This window comes from Acinetobacter sp. YH12140 (assembly GCF_013418475.1).
Taxonomy (GTDB): Bacteria; Pseudomonadota; Gammaproteobacteria; order Pseudomonadales; family Moraxellaceae; genus Acinetobacter; species Acinetobacter amyesii.
Genome location: NZ_VPBZ01000004.1, coordinates 40,781 through 62,377, shown reverse-complemented (window position 1 = coordinate 62,377; position 21,597 = coordinate 40,781). Strand labels below are relative to the sequence as shown.

Below are 21,597 nucleotides of genomic sequence, written 5' to 3'. Positions count from 1 at the left end.
TGTTTTTATGAAAAAATCCAAGAATAAGCTAAATAGACAGGGGGAACTAAGATCAATTTCAATACTTATGCTAAGGCAGATGGAAACTACTTTATCTCCAATAGATCGGATAATTTATCTAAGATTATTGGTCTGTTATGGAGGTCGTAAAATTTTAATATCGGATCTGAAGGCTTTGGCTGAAGACGTGAAAGTGAATTGGTTAACATTAAAAAAAACATTGGATGTATTGGTTGAAAAAGGGTTATGCGAACGGGCAGAAGAAAAAGTTATAAAACTGAATAAAGTACTTCTACCGAGACAAGTAGGTTATCAATGGGGGGGAAAACCATCTGACCAGTTGATTGTTGCTTTAGATAAAGCAAAAGATAGTGATCAATCTGCATTAGAGTTAAAAGAGAAAAAATTGGGTAAACAAAGTATAAAAAAAATGAGGTTAAAAAAAACTGCTTCTGAGCTTGTAGCTAGTCATCCACGACATGATTTTTTGGAAGTTTTATTTGGTTTAATGTTTGATGTCAAAATTAGCCATAAGCAAAAAAATGCTAATGAGTTGTTGGAACTCAATTATAAGCAGTGGCTTGTTTTAGTGAACATGGTGCTGTCTAGTGATTCTAATGGGATCATTTTTGATGTCGGAACTTATGAATTATCTAAATGGACTGGAATGAGCCGTAATGCATTGCAAAGAGCAATTGCTGATTTATTTGACATGGGGATTCTTCGCTCCAAACTAGATGGAACATTGAATAATAATTTACTTAATTCTGTTGCTCCGGTGTATTGCTTAAATCTCTCAGCCTCCATTTGGAGTAAAAAGAGGATATTTGGACATTATTACTTTTTGAAATTACCCAATGAATATACATCTGTCGTAGAGCAAGCTTTTAATTTTATACAGTATCTGGCTGCATTTGATCAAGCAAACAAAGCATCACACCCTTGCGATAGTGTTGTGAAAGAGCTTGCCAAAGTATCCGATGAAACTAATTATCAAATTATTCAAAGCAAACTGAGCTATGAGATTCGAGAAGAGTTTAATTTTGTGAGTAAATTCGAAAAGAATTTTGGTCAGTATATACAACTTATTTTACCCAGCTTCCGCATGGGGAAATCATCATTGAACACTGATCAATCGAATGTTACTAGAATTGATTTCTTACTTAACTATTTACTTCAGATAAAAATTTCAAATTTAGATCAAGCACAAGTGTGGGGGAATTCACCAATGCCAAGATCATTACTAGATTGGTTTGATAGGAATTTAACTAAAATTACATTACCTGAAGTTAAATCTCAGCTAACTTCCTGTGAAGAAAACACTCAGGTTATACAAATTCCACTGAAGCAGCTAGTTGAAGAATCAAGAGCAAAAATCTTATATGCCATAAGCCAAACCCTATTACGTAGCGAAATGATGCTTATCATCAAAGATGTGTGCAAGTTAGTAAGTTCAAAAGTATATTTTGATCTTGTGGGATTACCATTACAAAAAGCAAGCCTTTGTGACCGAGTTTATTTTTGTCGATATGGTGCTGAAGAGTTAAAGCAAAATACTGAACAAGATGCTTTTCATATACTTGAGTTAGAGCGAATTTCAGTTGATCCTGTTGAGTATGCACTTAAAAGCAAAGAGTTGGACCTAAGCTTAGCGGATCAGAAGCTGTATGGACTGTTCAATCCTAAAAAAATAAAAGCTAATTTCTGCCTTAACTCTCGTAAATAGATATTTGAGTAAAATTGCAAGAATTTTGTGAGAGCGAAAAGTACACTACCTTATATACAGATTAGTTTTGTTCCAGTTGGTTTGTAGACCAAGTCGGTAAATAATATTATTAATTAATAAACTAATTATAAATTTATTTACTTATACAGATCATAGATATCGACAGTGTAGATCACATATACATAATAAATAACTGTAACTCCTTAGTTATGCATCAAACATAACTAAGGAATCTTCAGATGTTGCAATACGATCTCTCTCATCAAGCTGCTGTAATGAATGCAGTGACTAACTTTGTTGATTACTTATTGAATATTGAGCTATGTGATACATCGTTCATTTATCACCTTTGCAAATTGATTCCTGCATTTAAGGTTTTTGACCAGGAGGATATTGAATGCTGTACTTTGATTGGCGCGTTTAAAGAAATGGTGCGCTTAGTTGACGCTGGTCGAGGTGATTTAGGGATTGACGAATATCTGACACAGTTACGATATAGAGAAGTATCTAATCTTCGAAATCAGTTGAGACGTCATAGGTCACTATACCTAGATGAAATTCGAATGTTCGAAGGGCAGGAAACTGATAACCAAAAGAGTTTTCTAGCTTATGTGCAGAGGATTATTAAAGATCATTATAAAGTCTTGATTGTGCGTGTTGATTTGGGATATTTAAAAGTATCTATGTCAAATATTATGGTGCAGGATTTCTATAACCATATTGAGTCAGTGCGTAATTTATTGAAAGATAAGAATGGCTGTTTTAAGCATCTTTTGGGTTATGGGCTGGCATTAGAGCAGGGTGTTACAAAAGGCTACCATGCACATTTAATGCTGATCTACAACGGTTCTGAGCGTTGTCAGGATTGGTACTTGGCTGATGAAGTGATTCAAACGTGGCAAAAGATCACTCAAGGCTTAGGTTACGGACTCAATAACAATACCCCTGAAAAGAAAAAACAATACGCTGATCGAGGCTTATTAGGGATAGGCATGATTCATCGCTATCAGTCTTTAGAAGAGCAGAATGCTTTGAATGTTGCCCGTTATCTCACTCAGCCTGAAAAGTTCATGCAGCGGATGTTGATTAAGCCAACGAACAAAAGAACTTTCTTTAAAGGTATTTACCGCGTGCATGGACGTAAGTACAAGATTAATGATCCAACATTGGCAGGAGTTTGTTCTGCACGAGATGATGAAGATTGATTGGATGAGCCAATCGTCATTTAACTGTAAAAAAATATGGAGTGGACAGTTCTATGAATGATATCAATACATAGGACTGATCTAATGGACATTACACACATTGAACACCAGACCGCGCCAAATTTAGAACAGGATATACAAAGTTTCTTTACCAAAGTGCGTTTCGGTTCACCAATCCCACCGATGACTCCTGATGAACATATTCAGAAAATCATTGAACAAACGACTCAAGTTTTATTGGAGTACTTTCGAGAGTGGAATGAGCTGATGTTTCATCATCGGGAGTCAGATTGCAGTTTTTGGGTGACACATTTCAGAAATGCATATTTTACTGTTCTGCAGAAAATCGACCTCCGTCAGTACTATTTTATTCCAACGGACAAACATACAGAGAAATGGCTGACTGAGCATATTTTAAGTAAATTGAAACTGTTATTTGTAACAACTGGTTTCCATGAGGCTTTAAATCAAACTAATGAGCAGTACGAGAAGAGAGTTAATCAATTACGTGACCTTTATTGTGATGTCAGTAAATTGAGTGTAGATGCGCCTGAATTAAGATTCTATCTGAGTTATCTAGCAGGTACTGAACTGTTGCTATCAGTCGATCAGGTGATTCAATCATTTCGAGAATTTGAAAAGAAGTTAACGTCCCGGCCATGGTTTCGCTCACAAGTGATATTTAGCTATTATCACTTGATACGCGACACTACACGAAATTGTTACGTGATCAGATTCTTCCTTACCTTTCAAAAAGCTTTTTATTCCGATGATGTTGACTATTCAATTGATCTTCTAAGACTGTGGCAAGATGTTACGTACGGTATGGGTATTTTATTTGACATTCCAGATGAAGAAGTACAGAAACCACAGGGTAATCCCTTTGGATATAACCCAGATGGGCTTTTGAACTTTCCTGAGCCTAAAAATCCATTGGATGATCTTAGTGACTTACCTGATACGCTGACGAGCGTAAATGAGCAGATGAATAAGATATGTATCACAACACGTGGTTTTAAAATCTTCAATGGAAGGAAACGGTGATTGGAGCTCATCCAAGTCAATGAAAATAGATAGATCCCTGTATTTAATCTAGTGGATAGATGGGACTTTCGATACGTACAGTATTGAACTTAGGCTTATGTACCACTATTTATTCCCATAATTCCTAATTTAAAGTAATGGAATGCCAGCTTTCCTCAACAGATTAATTTAACCAGTAATCGAGTGGGGTGGATTGCGCATGAGGTCAATGCATGGATTAGTCACAAGATCAGTGAACGTAGCATGATCACAAATTGAGATAAAACACAAAGCTATGAATGAGATTTTTGCCCCATCAGTTGTAATGCCAGCGCATAAGCAAAATCAGGAGACATTGCTTCTGCAATGAAGAATGCTTGAGGTGGGGTAAAGTCTAAGATTAGCTTACAGTAAAGGGTTTCTTTGCCTGTTTGCTTATCAATGAATCCTGCGAGTGTGAATATTCGAGCCCATACAGTGGACCTCCAATACACTTCAAACGCTGCATATACAGATTCCTTTAATAACGCTAAACACCATTATAATTGAGTATGTTGTCTAATTCATGTTGAGATTGAAGTCTCAGTTGAAGTTTAGATGATATTGATTATTCAATAGTCATTCTGAATCAGAAGTATAGCGAAAACACTCAATTGATTATTCTAGTAAAAATACAACGTTGACACTTTAAATCCTGCCAATTATCCTTGACCTGCTGGCCCATATGGTCAGTCGGTTTTGACAGACCGTTTACCCAAAGCACACGAAAAAGTCTCTCTTTTTTGTGGGCATCCCTACGTGCCCCCTCTGCGGCGGAACGGGAGGGGGACATCTTCGGATGTGCTGATCTTTTTGGGTATCAGTCTGTCAACCCTCTTTCGTTTCGCCACCATTATTTGACAGTAATGTGGTGAAACTTCTTTATACCCAAAGGAGTCCGCCATGCGTACTACATTATTAAATTCTCATTCTCTTTTTTACCCCAGTACTCTCTGTGGCGTTGTCTTCGCAGGATAGAACCGCATTTTAAAAATTTAGCAATTGGGGGACGCTCAGTAAAGGCGCTTGTTCCTTTATTGGCCTGCACATCTGAATTATTTTATCGCTGATTTGTAGATCAACTCATTCTACGCAACAGTTACATCAGAATAAAAGGCAGAACTCCAAGAAGAACATCAAACCGCTATAAGTCCAGCTTTGCGATTGCTGAGAGGCACTTATGGACAAAGAAAGAGAATGATGCACGATGACAACAAAATTAAAGTATCTGTCTTTATGTATTTTATTGATGGGACTGGGCGCCTGCTCTAGTAAAGATCAGCCTGAAAGTGATCCTGCTGTAGAAGAGCAAACAACAGAAAGCAAAGAAGCTTTGCAGAGTGTTACTGAAACATCAGTCGTGATTGTACCGAAAGCGGAAATCAGTCCTGATCAAAGTTGGGAGAAAATAGACAGTGATGTACTGCGAAGTAATTTGATTTACTTTTACCCTGAAAAAATGAATGTGCTCCATTACAAAGAACCGAGCAAGCTTGAGAATGATTTATTCTTCCCCGACAATCATGAATTTATCAAGAAACAATTACATTTAGATAAGAGTCAGCTTCTTGTTATTGGAATGCCGGGGCATAACTTAGACAACAATATGTTAGTCGATTTGAGTAATGATGAATATTTCAAATATGCTAACAATCTCGCCATAAACTATATACGTGCCTTACAAGTACCAAAGGTTAAACCCAAACAGGAATTTGAAAAAACACAGCATTATGAGGAACGAGTTAAGCAAGCTCAGCAAAATTCCCTAAATAATGTAATCGACTATGATGTTGAATTATTGGAAAGAGTGTTGAATTATATTGCTCCTGATATTACTTCAATCGGAAGCGAAAGCGCTTACCAATATAATGCTGATAAAGAGTTAATGACAATTAACTTTAAACAGAAAAGCCGATATGTTTCCTCTGTGGTTAAATCAGAACTAATCATCAAGGTTCCGCCTGATTTAGCAAAGACTCTCGCAGAAAACTTTGGACAACTTAACATCGGCTATGTATTTACACCCAAAAATAACACCTTGAATTTGGATGGGATATTTTTTTATTTAGTACGTTATGGCAATCCTGATCAGCAGAACTATACCTCTAGATTGTATCTCTCCCCAATCATTAAGCCGAATACATTTAAGCAAAAAAGTGCGGTCAATGTATTCTGGAAAAACAATGATGCTGTTGAGGAAATTGACACAATACCTTTTAAAGACGTGCTGACATCACCGATATGGAAATTTAAGTTTGGCCTAGAAAACTATTTATCTCCAGAATCATTATTACAAAAATACGTTAAGCCAGAAATTCCTAAAGAACCTGATGAGCTTCAGTATTTGGGTCATGGGTGAAAATGAAAAATTTGTATTTTAGTGCTTTTTAAAAATAAAGAAATTTCAAATACATATTACCCAGATGTAATGGCTTTCTCTTCTCAATGCCAATTGACTGGGAAAGTATATATCTACATTTGAATACACGATTTAGGAAAAATTTATAATGAATAACTTATTTAAAAATCTGAGCTTTGCTGTATTGGCATTTATATCTGTACTGACTTTACAAGGCTGCAGTTCAAGTCTTGATCCTGATACGTTTTCAGTAGAGTTAAATGAAGCGGGTTTGTACTCGTGGAGTACTCCAGTGATTTCCATTCGTTCTAATACAGCTGAACCGATAGAGGTGACGAATGTCATAGTCAATAACGGACAGTGCAGCTTTATCGGTCATGATCGAAGATTTAACTTTCCATTGCATTTTCAGATGGGGCAACTTGCTAGATTAAGAATCACTAAATGCAGTTTTGCCAATGTGGTACAGGTAGATATTGAAACCACTGAAGGAACTGTAAGTTATAGCTTTAACTAGCCGATCTCATTGGTTAAGACAGCAAAATCAACGAATCAAAAAGCCGAGTCCATGAAGGACTCGGCTTTTTTTATGTCTAAACTTTAAGGAAATAAAGATGAATTTAATTATTTGTCCTGCATGTGGCGGTGACCAAATTGAAAGGGTCGGCCCTCAACTTTCTACATCCATTGAATTTCAGCAGCCAAGATCTTTAAAGCCGCCTATTCAAAATCTGATTCAGAACGTTGTGAATTATGCCGCGATGGGTGCATCTAGCGCTCGACTGATTAAGGGGCAGCGTACGATGATTTATGTATTTGGGGCTTTAATCGGTGGGGCAGTTGGCTGTGCAGCCTGCATCTTGAAACACATCCACGAGCAGCATTCCGAAACCCTGATGAAAGATGAATCTCAGCCGCAAGTACATCACCATTGTTTGGAGTGCGGACACTACTTTAACTAGATTTGATGGAATTTAGACGGTAGTTGTTTTTAATCCCCCTAATTTGAATAGTCAGCAAAAATTAAAAGGAAATAAGTATATGGCACATTTAATTGAAAAAATGGCTTATGTCGGAGAAACCCCTTGGCACGGTCTTGGCAATCAACTGTCGCAAAATCAGCCGATTGAAGTCTGGGCGAAACAGGCAGGCATGGATTGGCGTATTGAATCATCCAATGTCAGCTACATGGCGCAAAACGAACGCGGGCAAAGCATCATCATGCCTTTCGAGGAACAGCGTGTACTTTACCGCTCGGACACCCATGCACCTCTATCTGTGGTCAGTCAGCGCTATCAGGAAGTCCAGCCTGCTGAGATATTAGAGTTCTACCGTGATTTAACTGAACAATCAGGTTTTGAGCTAGAAACAGCTGGGGTACTCAAAGGCGGAAAAAAATTCTGGGCTTTGGCTAAAACCGGACAGACAGCAGCACTCAAAAGTAAAGATGTCAGTAATGGCTATATCTTATTGGCTACGGGCTGTGATGGAACATTAGCGACAACTGCACAGTTCACTTCAATCCGTGTGGTGTGCAATAACACCTTAGCGATTGCTCTCAAAGGACAGAACAGCAGTGCAGGTGTGGTCAAAGTCCCGCACAGCACTCGCTTTGATGCCCAAAAGATTAAACAGCAGTTGGGAATTTCTGTCCGGGCATGGGATGAACATATGTATGAAATGAAACAGCTCAGTCAGCGTAAAGTCACTCAAAGCGAAGCAGTAGCTTATTTTGATGCCGTGTTTAACAATAGCAGCTTGAGTCCAACGGAACAGGATGAAGGCATTATTCAGTTCTACAGAAATGTCGCTACCCAAGCTAATTCAGCCCCTAAAGCTGAAAACAAGACCGAGCCGAATGGCCGTGCCATGTCTAAAGTCATGACTATGTTTAATGGGCATGGACGTGGGGCAGAACTGAGTTCAGCTAAAGATACCGCTTATGGCTTACTTTGCAGTATCACCGAGTTTGCCGATCATGAACGCCGGGCTATGAGTCAAGATCACCGACTCGATTCAGCATGGTTTGGCGCAGGTGCTGGGTTGAAGCAACGTGGACTCGAACAAGCGCTGCGTATGCTTGCTTAAGCCCAATAGTTCTTTTTTATAAATTAGCCTAAGTATTACAGAACAAGGCCAAATATTTTCTTCACTTATGAATCAAATACCAAGCTCTTAAAGCCGTGTCTTTAGGCACGGCTTTTTTATGCCCAAAATTTAAATTAGAGGAATTAACAATGAATCATTTATCAAATCTACCTGCAGCATCTGCACAGCCTAAAGTATTCCGTGCTCCTAAAAATTTTACCGCAAAACGTTTTATGGCGACTAAAAATATGACTCAGGCCGAATGGCTGGAAGTGCGAAGGCAAGGCATCGGCAGCAGTGACTGTGCAGCAGCCTGTGGGCTCAACCCTTATATGTCGATGCTGGAACTCTGGATGATCAAGACTGGACGGATCAAGCAATCGATTGAAGATGAAAGCGAAGGCCATGCTCCGCTATATTGGGGCAAGCGTTTGGAACCCTTAGTGGCTGAATACTACAGCATGCATACCAACTATAAAGTCCGTCGGGTGAATGCTGTGCTGCAGCATCCTGATCCAGACAAGCATTTCATGTTAGCAAACTTGGATTACTCTGTAGTGGGTGACGCAGATGTGCAGATTTTGGAATGTAAAACAGCAGGGGAATATGGCGCTAAGCTTTGGCGGGATGGTGTGCCTCTATATGTACTGTGTCAGGTACAGCATCAACTGGCTGTGACGGGGAAGAAGGCAGCACATATCTGTGTGCTGATTTGCGGACATGAAACCCGTATATTTAAAGTGATCCGTTCAGAATCGGTGATTCAGCATATCGTGAATGCAGAGCGTTACTTCTGGGAGTGCGTGGAAAAGGATACACCGCCTGATGCAGATGCTAGTGAATCGGCCGCTAAAGCTTTGCAATTACTGTATCCAGAGCATGTACCGCTAAGTACGACCGATCTCTCGTTAGATGATCAAGCCAACCAACAGTTTGAGCAGCTGATTCAAGCACGCAATCAAATTGAAAAGCACCAAGAGCAATTCGATCTGCTGAAGCACCAGCTGCAGGCCAAGATGCAGGAGGCTGAGCGCGCAACCTTTAAAGCTGGTTCGGTGACATGGAAAAAGGCCAAAGACTCGATTAGCCTGGACAGCAAAGCACTACTAAAACAGTACCCTGAATATCTGAGCCAATTTCCGCAAAGTAAATCTGGTTCAAGACGCTTCAATATTTATCCAGATGGTGAATGAGATGAAATCAATCTTTTGCTATTCGCAAGCAAATCAATTTAAGGACATAACGATCCCATGCCAAACAGCATGGGATTTTTTATGCCGATTTCATTGTTAAAAAGAGGAATATCATGATTAAAGGCTTAGCAATCACACCGCCTATTTTAGGGCGAATCAGCATTGGCCGAATGGTGGAAAAGAATGGCAAGCGTCTGCCTGAAAAGGATGACCAATTCACCATTACCAGTCAAATCCAAAGTAAAGATAGTGGTTGGATCAAACATCCGTTAGATGAACAGCTGCGGGCTAAAGCATCCAATCAAAAACTCCGCTCAATACCTGTACGGATGATCTTCAATGATCCTGAGCTGAATCTGCGTGCAGAGTACAGCTTATTTGATCGTCAAACAGGACGACCCGTTTGTGTGGGTAATGGTGAAACCTGCCAGCGCTTGACTAGTCAAGGTGTAGAGCAGCATCTTTGTCCATCCCCTGATTTATGTTCAATGGCTCAAGGTGGACACTGCAAGCCTTACGGTCGACTACATGTCAATTTAGATGAGTCGGATGAGCTTGGTACTTTTATATTTAGAACCACTGGTTTTAACAGTATAAGGACCTTGGCTGCACGTCTGAGCTACTACCATGCAGCATCGAATGGATTACTTTCATGTTTACCGCTGCAACTCACCCTTCGGGGTAAATCTACAACCCAAAGTTACCGCCAGCCTGTGTATTACGTGGATTTAACTTTACGTGAGGGAGTTGATTTAAAGTCAGCAATACAGACTGCTAAAGAAATTGATCAACAGAGTAAATCTAGTGGTTTTAATCAGGAAGCTTTAGATCATAAGGCGAGGCAGGGTTATGCAAATGCAGTTTTTGAAATGGATTCAGGTGATGGGTTAGACGTTATTGAAGAGTTTTATCCATCTGATGAAGGCAGCGAAGATGCTCAACAAAAGAAAATCACAAGCTTGAATTTACAGAATGAGTTACAGCGCTCTGTTCAAACTTTGAATTGAATGATTGTTGAGTTTTAAGGAGATTAAATTTTTATGGAGCTGCGTATCATTTGAGCGAATAACCGCTCGCATGAATGATTAGGAGTAAACTCATGAATGCGTTTGTTGGTCAAACTTTTCAAATGAATCAACTCATCAGTATTAAGCAAGTTGTAGAAATTGTGGGTGTTGCACGTTCTACAATCTATGAAATGATGGATGAAAACTCACCGTATTATGATCCGACATTTCCAAAGAAAGTTAAAATTACCCAAAACCGTATTGGCTGGTCAGCTTATGAGATCCATAAGTGGATTGAAAATAAGTTGGCGAGTCGAGAATAAGGGATGCTTTGCTCCCTTATTTTTTTATTTTTTTGTAGACTAAGATTAGTTTTAGCCTAAGTACTAAGAATGAAAACAATAGATTATTACAATCAACATGCGGATGAGTTTGCACAAGCATCGTTAAACGTTGATATGGAAAGATAGACTACATCCGTAAGAACAGTAGTAATGCACCGATTTTGAATCAGTTACCTAACCTTGAACAATTCATGTTTGAGCCAAGTCGTAACCAATTAAATGCAGTGGCAAATATCTTAGTTGAGTTACAAGATTGCAAATGTTTCTACTGCAATAAATCGATGCGGAAAGGTCGTTATGCCGTCGATCATTTTATCCCTTGGTCAATGTATTCATCGGATACAGGGCATAATTTTGTGCTTGCGGACTCAAGTTGCAATTCTAAGAAAAGTAATTTACTGGCATCAGATGAGTTTTTGCATAAATGGCAGTAGCGCAATGAAGAACACGATTTGATTATTGTGGATCGGATCTCAGTGCTTGGTTTTCTGACAGATAAGGAGCGGTCGCATAAAGTGGCGGAGTGGGCTTATGCACAGGGAAAAGAAAATAATTACTTGATGTGGTTTTGGGGATCAATTGATTGAAGTTAATATGCAAGTCGATAATCATAAGGTGTAACCCCTTACTCCTATCAGTGGATATATTTAATGGTCTTTATTGGAATCAGATTTAATATTTATCAACCAGTGCAAAGTTGTAGCAACTGAATTATAAATATTGAAAATAAATGAGCTAAGTTCGCAAAATAGAAAAGTAGTACCAGCTACTAAGAATGTAAGAACTAAATAGTTAGTGTATTTATAGATGTCCCTTAGGGTATCTATTTTAAAAGTATCGCTTCCTAAACTTAAATTTAGGTCTTTAAAAAAATATATAATAAACAATAAGAAGCTGAATATTATAAAATAAATGAATACTCTAATAAATGTAAAATGAACTTTCTTAAAAAAAATTAGCTTAGATTTGTTATCAGTGTATTCAATCATTTTTTTTTGTAAATCTAAGGGAGTTATTGTACAAAATATTGTATATCCAGCTACTAAAAAACCTAATGTTGCAAATAATGATGAAAACAAGAAAGAAACCAACTCGTTAATTTTAGTGTAACTTGTTTCAATGCTTACATTATTAATTATAAGGATGAAGAAAAAGAATAGGCCGAGTAGGATTGGGAAAAACTTATTAAAATTTGACAAAGGTATAGCTTTGGATTTTTTATAGATCTCACGAATATTTTTTTCTTCCAATAATCCGTTCATCATTCGGTCTCATTCTGATGGATTGTCATAACCTTATTTGTATCAATAGTATTTAGAATTTCTTGGGTTTCCGCATCTGTTTGTTTGACTTTAATTTCTTTGGACTGAATAAGTTTTGTAAAGGCTGAAAACATATGTACAACGGTAGCAAAAATATTATTTTGAACGACATCAATAGTTGTTTGAATTTTAACATCTTCATTGTCAATTTTTAATTTTTTTTCCAGTGGCGTCAGTACCAAGAAGTATAATATTTTGGTTGCCTTGTATAGTTGCTTTATTAGCTTCTTTCGCAATAACTTTTTGGTTTAAACCTTTGTTATTAGTAATTTCAAATTTTCCTTGACCTCCAGCTTCATCTGAAGTTTCTTGCATTTGACGGAACATATCCTCTCCATCAATTTCAGAATTACGATCATTGAGAATAAATGTAACTTTTTTCAACTTATTGAATAAGTATATATTCTCATTTAAAGTTTTTTGGTTGGTCAGCGGAGTCAGTGTCAGCTCAACAATTGGGAATTCTTTTAAAAAGGGATTTCTTTCTTCTTTCGGTAAACTATCTTTATAATTAATTTGTTCATTTCTTAAAAAATATGACAATGTACTTCTAAAATTTTCTGGAGTTGGAGCATATTTCGTTTCAGCAGCATAAAGTAATCTATGGTTGTTTAAAATTAAAGCAAAAATCGCAGAAGGTGCCGAATCAAGTTTTTTCTTATCTTTTACTAACTTTCCAGCTGCATCACGATACTGCTCACGTTCAAGTTTGGTCTGTTTAACAAATCGGCCAACTAAAGCAAGAGTATTCTTCTCCCCTAGGATATCGTCACCTAGATTCACCAATGAAACTTCATCAAAATAGAAATTACTTTTGCCAGCTTTTCGATTTTTGTTTTTGAAAAATGAAGGCTCCACAACTTCTTTATATAAGTCTAATAAATTGTGATCCCCAAATTTACATACTAAATTTGCTATTTCTAAGTTTTTTTCTAAAGTTGCCATATTGTGAGTATCATTCAAGTTAAATGCATGAAAATATTATATTAAATTTAATGAAATATAAAACACTTTAAAATTATAAATATTTCTTATTTGACGGTTCTTATTGAGAATACCCCCCAAATCAACGAGAATACAGGCATCATAAGCCTTCTGGTCATTAAAGGCTTTAACCTTATTTAAGAACTGTAGACAACCCTATGAACAAGCAACAACTCGCTTCCAAAATCTGGGAATCAGCCAATAAAATGCGCTCAAAGATTGAGGCAAATGAATATAAAGACTATATCCTAGGGTTCATGTTCTACAAGTTTCTTTCCGATAAAGAACAAAGCTTTTTAGAAGCGAACGATTTTACACAGTCAGATATTGAAGCACTGACAGAAGAAGATGCTGAAACCGTAGAATTTATTAAAAATGGTATTGGTTATTTCATCGCTTATGATGACCTGTTCTCAACATGGCTCAATAAAGGCTTAGACTTTACAGTTGCTGATGTTCGTGATGCGCTATCCGCTTTCTCACGCCACATTCATAGTTCCCATAAAAAAGTTTTTGAAGGTATTTTCAAGACATTAGAGACAGGTCTAAGTAAATTAGGCGATAACTCAAATAGCCAGACCAAAGCGATCAGTGACTTGTTGCAACTGATCAAAGTCATTCCAATGAATAACAAGCAAGACTATGACGTGCTTGGTTTCATTTATGAATACTTAATTGGTTCTTTTGCAGCAAATGCGGGTAAAAAAGCAGGTGAGTTCTATACACCGCATGAAGTTTCAGTGCTTATGTCTGAAATTATTGCGCATCATTTAAAAGACCAGCCTGAAATTAAAATTTACGATCCAACAAGTGGGTCAGGGTCATTGCTGATTAATATTGGTAGTTCTGTGGCGAAGCATGTGAATGATGCCAATAAAATCAAATACTACGCACAAGAATTAAAAGAGAATACCTATAACTTAACCCGTATGAACTTGGTGATGCGTGGTATTTTACCTGCCAATATTGTGGCGAGAAATGCTGATACTTTAGAAGATGACTGGCCATTTTTTGAAGACAATGATCCCATCAATACTTACGAACCACTCTATGTAGATGCAGTGGTATCGAATCCACCATATTCACAAGCCTGGGATCCAGCAAATAAAGATGCAGACCCTCGATACAAAGAATTCGGTTTAGCCCCTAAAACTAAGGCGGATTATGCGTTCTTGTTGCATGATTTATATCATTTAAAACCAAATGGCATTATGGCGATTGTCTTACCACATGGCGTATTGTTCCGTGGCGGTGAAGAAGAGCGTATACGTACCAATTTAATTAAGAAAAACCACATTGATGCGATTATTGGTTTACCTGCCAATATTTTCTTTGGTACGGGTATTCCAACGGTCATCCTTATTTTAAAACAACAACGTCCAACTACAGACGTGTTGATTGTTGATGCATCTAAAGGCTTTGTGAAGCTCGGTAAAAACAACCATCTTCAAGCATCGAATATTAAGAAAATTGTCGATGCTGTGATTGAACGTAAAGATGTTGAGCAGTTCTCACGTCTAGTGACGCAAAAAGAAATTCAGGATCAGGGCTACAACCTGAATATTCCTCGTTATGTAGACTCTTCAGCAACGGCTGAAACATGGGATATCTATGCCACGATGTTTGGCGGTATTCCGAAAAAAGAAATTGATGCGCACAGTGCATATTGGAAGGCATTCCCACAATTACGCCAAGACTTATTTGCCGAGAGTGATACGCCTTATGTCAATTTAGCAACGACTGAAATTAGCCAAGCGATTCACAGCCATCAAGATGTGAAGGGCTTTGTGACTCAGTTTAATACCGCATTTGCTGATTTTAAGGATTACTTGAAGGGTGAACTCATTGGCAAAATGCAAAGCTTGCATATTGCCCAGCAAGAAAATGTTTTAAGTAAGGACATCTTTAAACGTTTAGCTGATATTCCACTGGTGGATAAATATCAGGCGTACCAAGCTTTAGATGATCAATGGCAAGGTATTGCAGGTGATTTGGAGATTATTCAATCTGAAGGTTTGGATGCTGCCAAAATTGTTAATCCAAATATCGTGATTAAAAAGAAAGATGGTAAAGAGCATGAAGTACAAGAAGGTTGGGTAGGCTATGTATTGCCATTTGATCTAGTACAGCAACGTTTATTGTCTAAAGAATTGGAAGCCTTAAAAGTCAAAGAGCGTGAACTTGCAGAAGCGAGTGCAGAGATCGAGTCTTTGATGGAGTCTTTATCTGAAGAAGATAAAGAGCAGTTATTAAATGAAGCCAATGATGCATTTGTGCCTGCTGAAATTGCTAAAGCGTTAAAGCAAGCTTATGCGGAAATTGAAACGCCTGAAATTGTGGCACTCAATGAATATCTTGAGTTTTTAGGAACAGACCCTAAACCGAAGAAGCAACAAAAAGAGCAATTTGTACAAACTCATGCGGAAGTGAAGTGGTCTAACATTGAAGCCAATAAAGATGGCACTTATGCAGCACCAAAAGTAAAAGCCTATTTAAAGCAATTGCGTTCAGGCTTTAGTTTTGAAGAAGGCAGTTTAGAGGCAACTTTGGTACAGGTCGATGAGTTACTTGCACAAGAGAAAGAGTTAAAAGCACAGATTAGTAAAGAAGAAGCTGTACTGCATCTTTTAACCAAAACCACGATTGAAGCTTTAGAAGAAGCGCAAGTGAAAGCGTTGCTAGAAGCGAAGTGGGTTGAACCGATTGTGTCTGCGATTTTGGCATTGCCGAATGAAGTGATTGAGCATTTTACCGATACGGTACAGGCTTTGGCAGATAAGTATGCCGTGACCTATACGGAAACCACGCAAAAGCTGACTGAGGCAGAGCATAGCCTTGCAGCCTTGATTGATGACTTAACAGGTGATGAGTTTGATATGCAAGGTTTGGCACAGTTTCAAGCATTGTTAAAAGGGGCGTAATGTGGAAAAGCAAAAATGCCCTGAGGTGCGATTTATAGGCTTTGTAGGCGGATGGTTCAAATCAAGTTTAGCCAAATGTACAGATTTGCTTACAGGCAATCCCTTTGATAGCAATGAGTTTACATCTAGTGGTGTTCTTCTAGTAAGAGGAATGAATGTCAAAAGAGGTTATCTAGATACCTCTGCTAATTTATCTAAATATTGGCCGTCTTCAAAAGGTTTAGAGCGCTATTTGCTACAAGCCGAAGATATTGTTATTCAAATGGATGGTGCATTAATTGGGAAAAGTTATGCTAAGATAAATTCAAAAGATTTACCAGCACTTTTAGTTCAGCGAGTTGCTCGTGTAAGGAGTAATAAGGTTGAAAGTGAGTTTATTTACCAGTATATACATAAGGGCTTTTTAAGTCATATTTCTGGAATCAAAACTGAAACTGCTGTGCCTCATTTGAGTCTTAATGATATTAGAAATTTCACATTTTTTTTACCAGACCAATCAGAGCAGATTATTATTGGTGACTTGTTCAGAAAGCTTGATCAATCAATTGCTTTACATGAAAAGAAATTGGCTCAAACCCAAAATTTTAAAAAAGCGATGTTGGGAAAAATGTTTCCAAAACAGGGAGCTCAACGTCCTGAAATTCGTTTAAAAGGTTTTGGTGGGGATTGGCATAGCTCAAAATTATTAGATTATATTTCGATTAAGCATGGTTATGCATTTAATGGTGAGTTTTTTAGCGATAAAGAAACCGATTATTGTTTATTAACGCCGGGTAACTTTAGGATTGGTGGTGGATTTAAAGCTGAAAAATTTATCTACTATAAGGGTGAAGTTCCTAAGAATTATATCCTTAAGGAAAATGATCTTATTGTAACTATGACTGACTTAAGTAAAGAAAGTGATACTTTAGGTCTACCTGCATTATTACCATCAATTAAAGGAAAAACCTTCCTTCATAATCAGCGATTAGGACTAATTAATTTTGAAAACTCAGAGTTAGATAAAGAGTTTTTATTCTATTTATTGCAGACCAAATCCTACCATAAATATATCGTACTAGCGGCAACAGGTACGACAGTAAAGCATACTTCTCCAAGTAAGATTTTAGGATTTACCTGTAAAATCCCAGAGCCAGCTGAACAGGAAAAAATAGGTCAATTCTTCAAAAAAATTGATGAAAAGATCTATTTACACCAGCAACAGCTCCAAACTGTAAAAAATCTGAAACAAGCATTTTTAGAAAAAATGTTTGTTTAATAATTGCTATATCCCCCTTGATGTAAGGGGGATTTTTAAAATCTAAATACTGACTTTATAAAACTAAATTTGATATGACTTTTAAAAGCGAAACAGCATTCGAACAAGCACTCATTGATCTCCTTTTAAAAAAAGGTTGGCAAGATGTCATTAAAAACCCAACGGAACAGGATCTGATTGATAACTGGGCAAAGATCCTATTTCAAAATAACCGAGAAATTGATCGACTGAATAATCAGCCTTTAACTCAAGGGGAAATGGATCAGATTATTGAACAGATCAATACGCTACGTACACCGTTTGCCCTCAATGGATTTATTAACGGTAAAACCGTATCCATTAAACGTGACAATCCAAATGATGAACTACATTGTGGTAAAGAAGTCAGCTTAACCATTTACGACCGTCAAGAAATTGCCGCAGGTAAAAGCCGTTATCAAATTGCGCAACAACCCAAATTCCCAACCAAATCTAAAATCTTAAATGACCGTCGTGGCGACTTAATGCTGCTCATTAATGGTATGCCTGTTTTTCATATCGAGCTAAAACGCTCAGGCGTGCCAGTGAGTCAAGCGGCACACCAAATTGAAAACTATGCACGTTCGGGCATCTTTACAGGTTTGTTTGCATTGGTACAAATCTTCGTGGCAATGAACCCAGAAGAAACATGGTACTTTGCCAACCCGGGACCTGATGGCACATTTAACTCAGATTTCTATTTCAATTGGGGAGATTTTAATAACGAACCCGTGAACTATTGGAAAGATATTGCAGGGAATCTGCTTTCTATCCCCATGGCTCATCAACTTATTGGTTTTTATACTATTGCGGATAAAACTGATGGTATTTTAAAAGTGATGCGCAGTTATCAATGTTTTGCTGTACATGAAATCACGGATCGAGTGGCAAGTATAGAATGGGATGGCCGAGATCGTTTAGGTGGTTATATTTGGCATACTACTGGATCAGGTAAAACCATGACCAGCTTTAAAGCAGCCCATTTGATTGCTCTGAGCAAAGATGCAGATAAAGTGATTTTCTTAATGGATCGTATTGAATTGGGTGTGCAATCACTTGAGCAATATAACAACTTTGCTGAAATTGAAGACTTTGTCCAAGCCACTGAAAATACCCATGCCTTGGTCAGTAAACTTAAAAGTAAAAATCCAAATGAAGTCTTGATCGTAAGCTCAATTCAAAAAATGAGTAATATTAAGGATGAAGATGGCGGTTTAAATGCACATGACATTGAACTGATCAATAAAAAACGGATTGTCATCATCGTAGATGAAGCACATCGCTCTACATTTGGTGAAATGTTGATGACCATTAAAGATACCTTCCCACAAGCAGTATTCTTTGGTTTTACAGGTACGCCGATTCAGGAAGAAAACGAAAAAAATATGAATACCACTGCAACGGTATTTGGTAATGAATTACACCGTTACAGCATTGCAGATGGTATTCGAGATAAAAACGTTTTAGGTTTTGACCCTTATTTGGTTTCAACCTATAAAGATTCTAAATTGCGTAAAGAAGTTGCACTGTATCAGGCAAAAGCCAATACAGAAAAAGAAGCCATCGATGATCCTGACAAAAAAGCAGTCTATCAACACTTTATGGACAGTAAGCAAGTTGAAATGGCAGGGCGTATAGATAAGTCTGGCAAATACATAAAAGGAATCGAAGACTATCTGCCAACATCACAATATCATCGTACTGAGCATCGCAATAAAGTTGTTGAAGATATTAAAGACAATTGGATGCAGTTTAGCCAAAATCATAAATTCCATGCCATGTTTGCAACCAGTAGTATTCCTGAAGCAATTGAGTACTATCGACTGATTAAAACGTCGATGCCAGAGCTAAAAGTCACAGCCTTATTTGATCCAAATATTGATAACAATGGTAATGCTGCCTTTAAACAGGATGGCTTAGTTGAAATTATTCAAGACTACAATGCACTTTATGGTGTGGACTTTAGTTTAGCTACTCATGCCAAGATGAAGAGAGATATTGCAGATCGCCTATCACACAAAGAAGCCTATAAACGCATCGAAAATACGCCTGAAAAACAGCTTGATCTGTTAATTGTGGTGGATCAAATGCTGACAGGTTTTGACTCAAAATGGGTTAACACGCTGTATTTGGATAAGATGTTAGAATATGCAAATCTAATCCAAGCCTTCTCACGTACCAATCGCTTGTTTGGCAAAGATAAGCCATTTGGCATTATTCGTTATTATCGTCGTCCGCACACCATGAAGCGTAATATCGACGCTGCGGTAAAATTATATTCGGGTGATAAGCCATTGGCTTTATTTGTCGATAAATTGCCAAGCAATTTAAAAAACATCAATGACATCTTCGAAAAAATTGATAGCGTATTTAAAAGTGCCCATGTGTCTAATTTTGAGAAGTTACCAGAAGATGATCAGTCCTGTGCTTTATTTGCCAAACTGTTTAAACAACTCAACGAATATCTTGAAGCGGCTAAAATTCAGGGCTTTAAATGGGATAAATTGAGTTATGAATTTACTGATGAGCATAAAAAGAAATTTACGATTCAATTAAAGTTGGATGAGCAAACTTTCTTAGTTCTGGCACTGCGTTATAAAGAACTGTTCTCGAATGGCGGTGGTGGCGGTTCAGGTGGTGGGAGCATACCTTTTGAAGTAGAAGGCTATTTAACAGAAATCGATACAGACAAAATCGATTCAGACTACATGAATAGTCGTTTTGATAAATATCTAAAAGCACTGCGTAATGGTGATTTAGAACTTTCTATTGAAGATGCGTTAAATGAATTGCATAAGAGTTTTGCAATGCTCAGTGCCGAAGAACAGAAGTTTGCTAATATCTTCTTGCATGATGTACAGAGTGGAGATGTGACTCTTGTTGCTGGTAAATCGTTCAGGGATTACATTACTGAGTATCAATTCCAAGCACAAGAAGATGGAATTCATGATCTTGCAGAAGCACTAGGACTCGATGAAACGAAGTTAAGACAACTCATGAATACGCAGGTGACTGTAAATAATATTAATGAGTTTGGACGTTTTGATGAGCTTCTAGCAACGGTAGATAAAGTCAAAGCAAAACAATATTTAGAAGCTAAAGATGGAGCAACCATTCTTCCTCACAAAGTAAATATTCGAGTGGATGCAATGTTGCGAAAATTCATATTAAGTAACGGCAAAGAATTAACATAGTAATATAAGACGAGGCCAAATGGCCTTGTCTTATTTTGATTCTGTTATTGCTTCAGCTTCTAGTAGATATAACTCATTGATTAATAGAAACTCTCGGTACTGATGAATTAAGTTTTCATCTTTCTCTCGATGTGCACGAGCGTTCCGGAAAGCCATATAGGCACCTGTAAATAAATTTACTCGACCTTTGATCTCGGCACTCTCTGGTACATCCCAAGTGAGAATGGCATTTCCCCTTGAAAGACTTGAGCAAACAGCTTGGTGCTATGCTCACGGATACCTGTACGTGTACGAATAATATCTTCAAGACGCTTATATGCTTTTGTTAAAGCAGAGTCGGGATCTTGTTTAAAGAGTAGAGCAAGGTCAAAAATTCTGTCATCAATAATCGAGTAGGGTAGTTCTAAAGGGTAGTAACGCTTTGAATTAACAGTGTGGGCTGCTTCATTTTCGAAAGGATAAATATAATCATGCAGACGAATAGGACGAATGATTTTTTGCTGAAAAATAAAATCAATATCCTGATCATTTAATGATGAGTTATTCAATCTATTGAGAAGCTTCGTAGGTATTAGAATTTCTTCAGTTTCAATTCTATGTTTGCTTAAAAGAGCTAATGCTTTTGCTAGACCCTTTGGTCCTTCACCTGAATAACAAGATGTAAAGCCAGAGCGAATGACATAATAATTTTCGGTTAGATCTTTCAAGATAAAGGCATGAGATTGTTCACTTGTCAGCAATAGGGCGTAACTTAGATCTGCATGAGTTTGGATCAAATTGTGCAGGCTTAATAGACATGTTTCTGTAATGCCTTCTTCACCTAAATAATCGACACGATAGTAATTTTCTGTTTTAAACATTTTTATAAATAGAGAATTGTTGTTCGAAAAGATGATGGGGTAAATTGGGGTAAAAA

Annotated in this window: 15 protein-coding genes and 4 pseudogenes; 15 read left to right on the top strand and 4 right to left on the bottom strand. The window is 37.5% G+C overall.

Features of this window, described 5'->3' with window-relative positions:
- Window positions 1–79: 79 nt before the first annotated feature.
- From FTU75_RS06810 to FTU75_RS18655, 4 genes and pseudogenes are all read left to right on the top strand, one after another.
- Window positions 80–1,726, top strand: a complete 1,647-nt coding sequence (locus FTU75_RS06810) for a hypothetical protein (RefSeq protein ID WP_180115497.1) — start codon at window positions 80–82, stop codon at window positions 1,724–1,726.
- Between the two features lie 239 nt (window positions 1,727–1,965).
- The gene (locus FTU75_RS06805) at window positions 1,966–2,931 is read left to right on the top strand and encodes an inovirus Gp2 family protein (protein ID WP_257223734.1); all 966 of its coding nucleotides are present in this window, start codon (window positions 1,966–1,968) and stop codon (window positions 2,929–2,931) included.
- 84 nt (window positions 2,932–3,015) lie between these two features.
- Complete coding sequence (locus tag FTU75_RS06800) at window positions 3,016–3,975, top strand: hypothetical protein (RefSeq protein ID WP_180115496.1); 960 nt, start codon at window positions 3,016–3,018, stop codon at window positions 3,973–3,975.
- A 153-nt stretch (window positions 3,976–4,128) separates the two neighbouring features.
- Window positions 4,129–4,233: pseudogene (locus FTU75_RS18655) on the top strand (AlpA family transcriptional regulator); the annotation flags it as partial.
- 14 nt (window positions 4,234–4,247) lie between these two features.
- Here the strand turns inward: FTU75_RS18655 and FTU75_RS18420 are convergent.
- Window positions 4,248–4,462: pseudogene (locus FTU75_RS18420) on the bottom strand (hypothetical protein).
- A gap of 738 nt (window positions 4,463–5,200) precedes the next feature.
- On the opposite strand from FTU75_RS18420, the gene FTU75_RS06790 reads away from it, so the two are divergent.
- From FTU75_RS06790 to FTU75_RS06755, 8 genes and pseudogenes are all read left to right on the top strand, one after another.
- The gene (locus FTU75_RS06790) at window positions 5,201–6,352 is read left to right on the top strand and encodes a hypothetical protein (RefSeq protein WP_180115495.1); all 1,152 of its coding nucleotides are present in this window, start codon (window positions 5,201–5,203) and stop codon (window positions 6,350–6,352) included.
- 148 nt (window positions 6,353–6,500) lie between these two features.
- Window positions 6,501–6,869, top strand: a complete 369-nt coding sequence (locus tag FTU75_RS06785; RefSeq protein WP_180115494.1) for a hypothetical protein — start codon at window positions 6,501–6,503, stop codon at window positions 6,867–6,869.
- Window positions 6,870–6,966: 97 nt separating this feature from the next.
- Window positions 6,967–7,314 carry a hypothetical protein gene (locus FTU75_RS06780; protein WP_180115493.1) on the top strand — a complete coding sequence of 116 codons (348 nt, stop codon included), beginning with the start codon at window positions 6,967–6,969 and terminating at the stop codon, window positions 7,312–7,314.
- 79 nt (window positions 7,315–7,393) lie between these two features.
- Window positions 7,394–8,440: a DUF932 domain-containing protein gene (locus tag FTU75_RS06775; protein WP_180115492.1), complete on the top strand. Its 1,047-nt coding sequence runs from the start codon at window positions 7,394–7,396 to the stop codon at window positions 8,438–8,440.
- 149 nt (window positions 8,441–8,589) lie between these two features.
- Window positions 8,590–9,633: a YqaJ viral recombinase family protein gene (locus FTU75_RS06770; RefSeq protein WP_180115491.1), complete on the top strand. Its 1,044-nt coding sequence runs from the start codon at window positions 8,590–8,592 to the stop codon at window positions 9,631–9,633.
- A gap of 113 nt (window positions 9,634–9,746) precedes the next feature.
- Entirely contained in the window at window positions 9,747–10,640 is an 894-nt protein-coding gene (locus tag FTU75_RS06765) for a hydrolase or metal-binding protein (RefSeq protein ID WP_180115490.1), read from the top strand.
- 92 nt (window positions 10,641–10,732) lie between these two features.
- Complete coding sequence (locus FTU75_RS06760; protein WP_180009639.1) at window positions 10,733–10,963, top strand: AlpA family transcriptional regulator; 231 nt, start codon at window positions 10,733–10,735, stop codon at window positions 10,961–10,963.
- 143 nt (window positions 10,964–11,106) lie between these two features.
- A pseudogene (locus FTU75_RS06755) lies at window positions 11,107–11,571 on the top strand (HNH endonuclease domain-containing protein); the annotation flags it as partial.
- 60 nt (window positions 11,572–11,631) lie between these two features.
- Here FTU75_RS06755 and FTU75_RS06750 read toward each other — a convergent pair.
- A complete protein-coding gene (locus FTU75_RS06750) occupies window positions 11,632–12,249 on the bottom strand; it encodes a hypothetical protein (protein WP_180115489.1) in 618 nt (205 codons plus the stop codon).
- Between the two features lie 201 nt (window positions 12,250–12,450).
- Window positions 12,451–13,251, bottom strand: a complete 801-nt coding sequence (locus FTU75_RS06745; protein ID WP_180115488.1) for a hypothetical protein — start codon at window positions 13,249–13,251, stop codon at window positions 12,451–12,453.
- Between the two features lie 197 nt (window positions 13,252–13,448).
- Between FTU75_RS06745 and FTU75_RS06740 the strand changes: the two genes are divergently transcribed.
- From FTU75_RS06740 to FTU75_RS06730, 3 genes are all read left to right on the top strand, one after another.
- Window positions 13,449–16,211: a type I restriction-modification system subunit M gene (locus FTU75_RS06740; RefSeq protein WP_180115487.1), complete on the top strand. Its 2,763-nt coding sequence runs from the start codon at window positions 13,449–13,451 to the stop codon at window positions 16,209–16,211.
- 1 nt (window position 16,212) lies between these two features.
- The gene (locus FTU75_RS06735; RefSeq protein WP_180115486.1) at window positions 16,213–17,469 is read left to right on the top strand and encodes a restriction endonuclease subunit S; all 1,257 of its coding nucleotides are present in this window, start codon (window positions 16,213–16,215) and stop codon (window positions 17,467–17,469) included.
- Window positions 17,470–17,543: 74 nt separating this feature from the next.
- Window positions 17,544–20,681: a type I restriction endonuclease subunit R gene (locus FTU75_RS06730; RefSeq protein WP_180115485.1), complete on the top strand. Its 3,138-nt coding sequence runs from the start codon at window positions 17,544–17,546 to the stop codon at window positions 20,679–20,681.
- 30 nt (window positions 20,682–20,711) lie between these two features.
- On the opposite strand, the pseudogene FTU75_RS06725 reads toward FTU75_RS06730, so the two are convergent.
- Window positions 20,712–21,541, bottom strand: a pseudogene (locus tag FTU75_RS06725) (TIGR02391 family protein).
- Between the last annotated feature and the right edge of the window lie 56 nt (window positions 21,542–21,597).

Coding starts and splice junctions, on each gene's coding strand:
- FTU75_RS06800 (WP_180115496.1), top strand. CDS start 3,016: ATGGACATTACACACATTGAACACCAGACCGCGCCAAATTTAGAACAG.
- FTU75_RS06770 (WP_180115491.1), top strand. CDS start 8,590: ATGAATCATTTATCAAATCTACCTGCAGCATCTGCACAGCCTAAAGTA.
- FTU75_RS06775 (WP_180115492.1), top strand. CDS start 7,394: ATGGCACATTTAATTGAAAAAATGGCTTATGTCGGAGAAACCCCTTGG.
- FTU75_RS06745 (WP_180115488.1), bottom strand. CDS start 13,251: ATGGCAACTTTAGAAAAAAACTTAGAAATAGCAAATTTAGTATGTAAA.
- FTU75_RS06780 (WP_180115493.1), top strand. CDS start 6,967: ATGAATTTAATTATTTGTCCTGCATGTGGCGGTGACCAAATTGAAAGG.
- FTU75_RS06740 (WP_180115487.1), top strand. CDS start 13,449: ATGAACAAGCAACAACTCGCTTCCAAAATCTGGGAATCAGCCAATAAA.
- FTU75_RS06765 (WP_180115490.1), top strand. CDS start 9,747: ATGATTAAAGGCTTAGCAATCACACCGCCTATTTTAGGGCGAATCAGC.
- FTU75_RS06805 (WP_257223734.1), top strand. CDS start 1,966: ATGTTGCAATACGATCTCTCTCATCAAGCTGCTGTAATGAATGCAGTG.
- FTU75_RS06760 (WP_180009639.1), top strand. CDS start 10,733: ATGAATGCGTTTGTTGGTCAAACTTTTCAAATGAATCAACTCATCAGT.
- FTU75_RS06810 (WP_180115497.1), top strand. CDS start 80: ATGGAAACTACTTTATCTCCAATAGATCGGATAATTTATCTAAGATTA.
- FTU75_RS06790 (WP_180115495.1), top strand. CDS start 5,201: ATGACAACAAAATTAAAGTATCTGTCTTTATGTATTTTATTGATGGGA.
- FTU75_RS06785 (WP_180115494.1), top strand. CDS start 6,501: ATGAATAACTTATTTAAAAATCTGAGCTTTGCTGTATTGGCATTTATA.
- FTU75_RS06750 (WP_180115489.1), bottom strand. CDS start 12,249: ATGATGAACGGATTATTGGAAGAAAAAAATATTCGTGAGATCTATAAA.
- FTU75_RS06730 (WP_180115485.1), top strand. CDS start 17,544: ATGACTTTTAAAAGCGAAACAGCATTCGAACAAGCACTCATTGATCTC.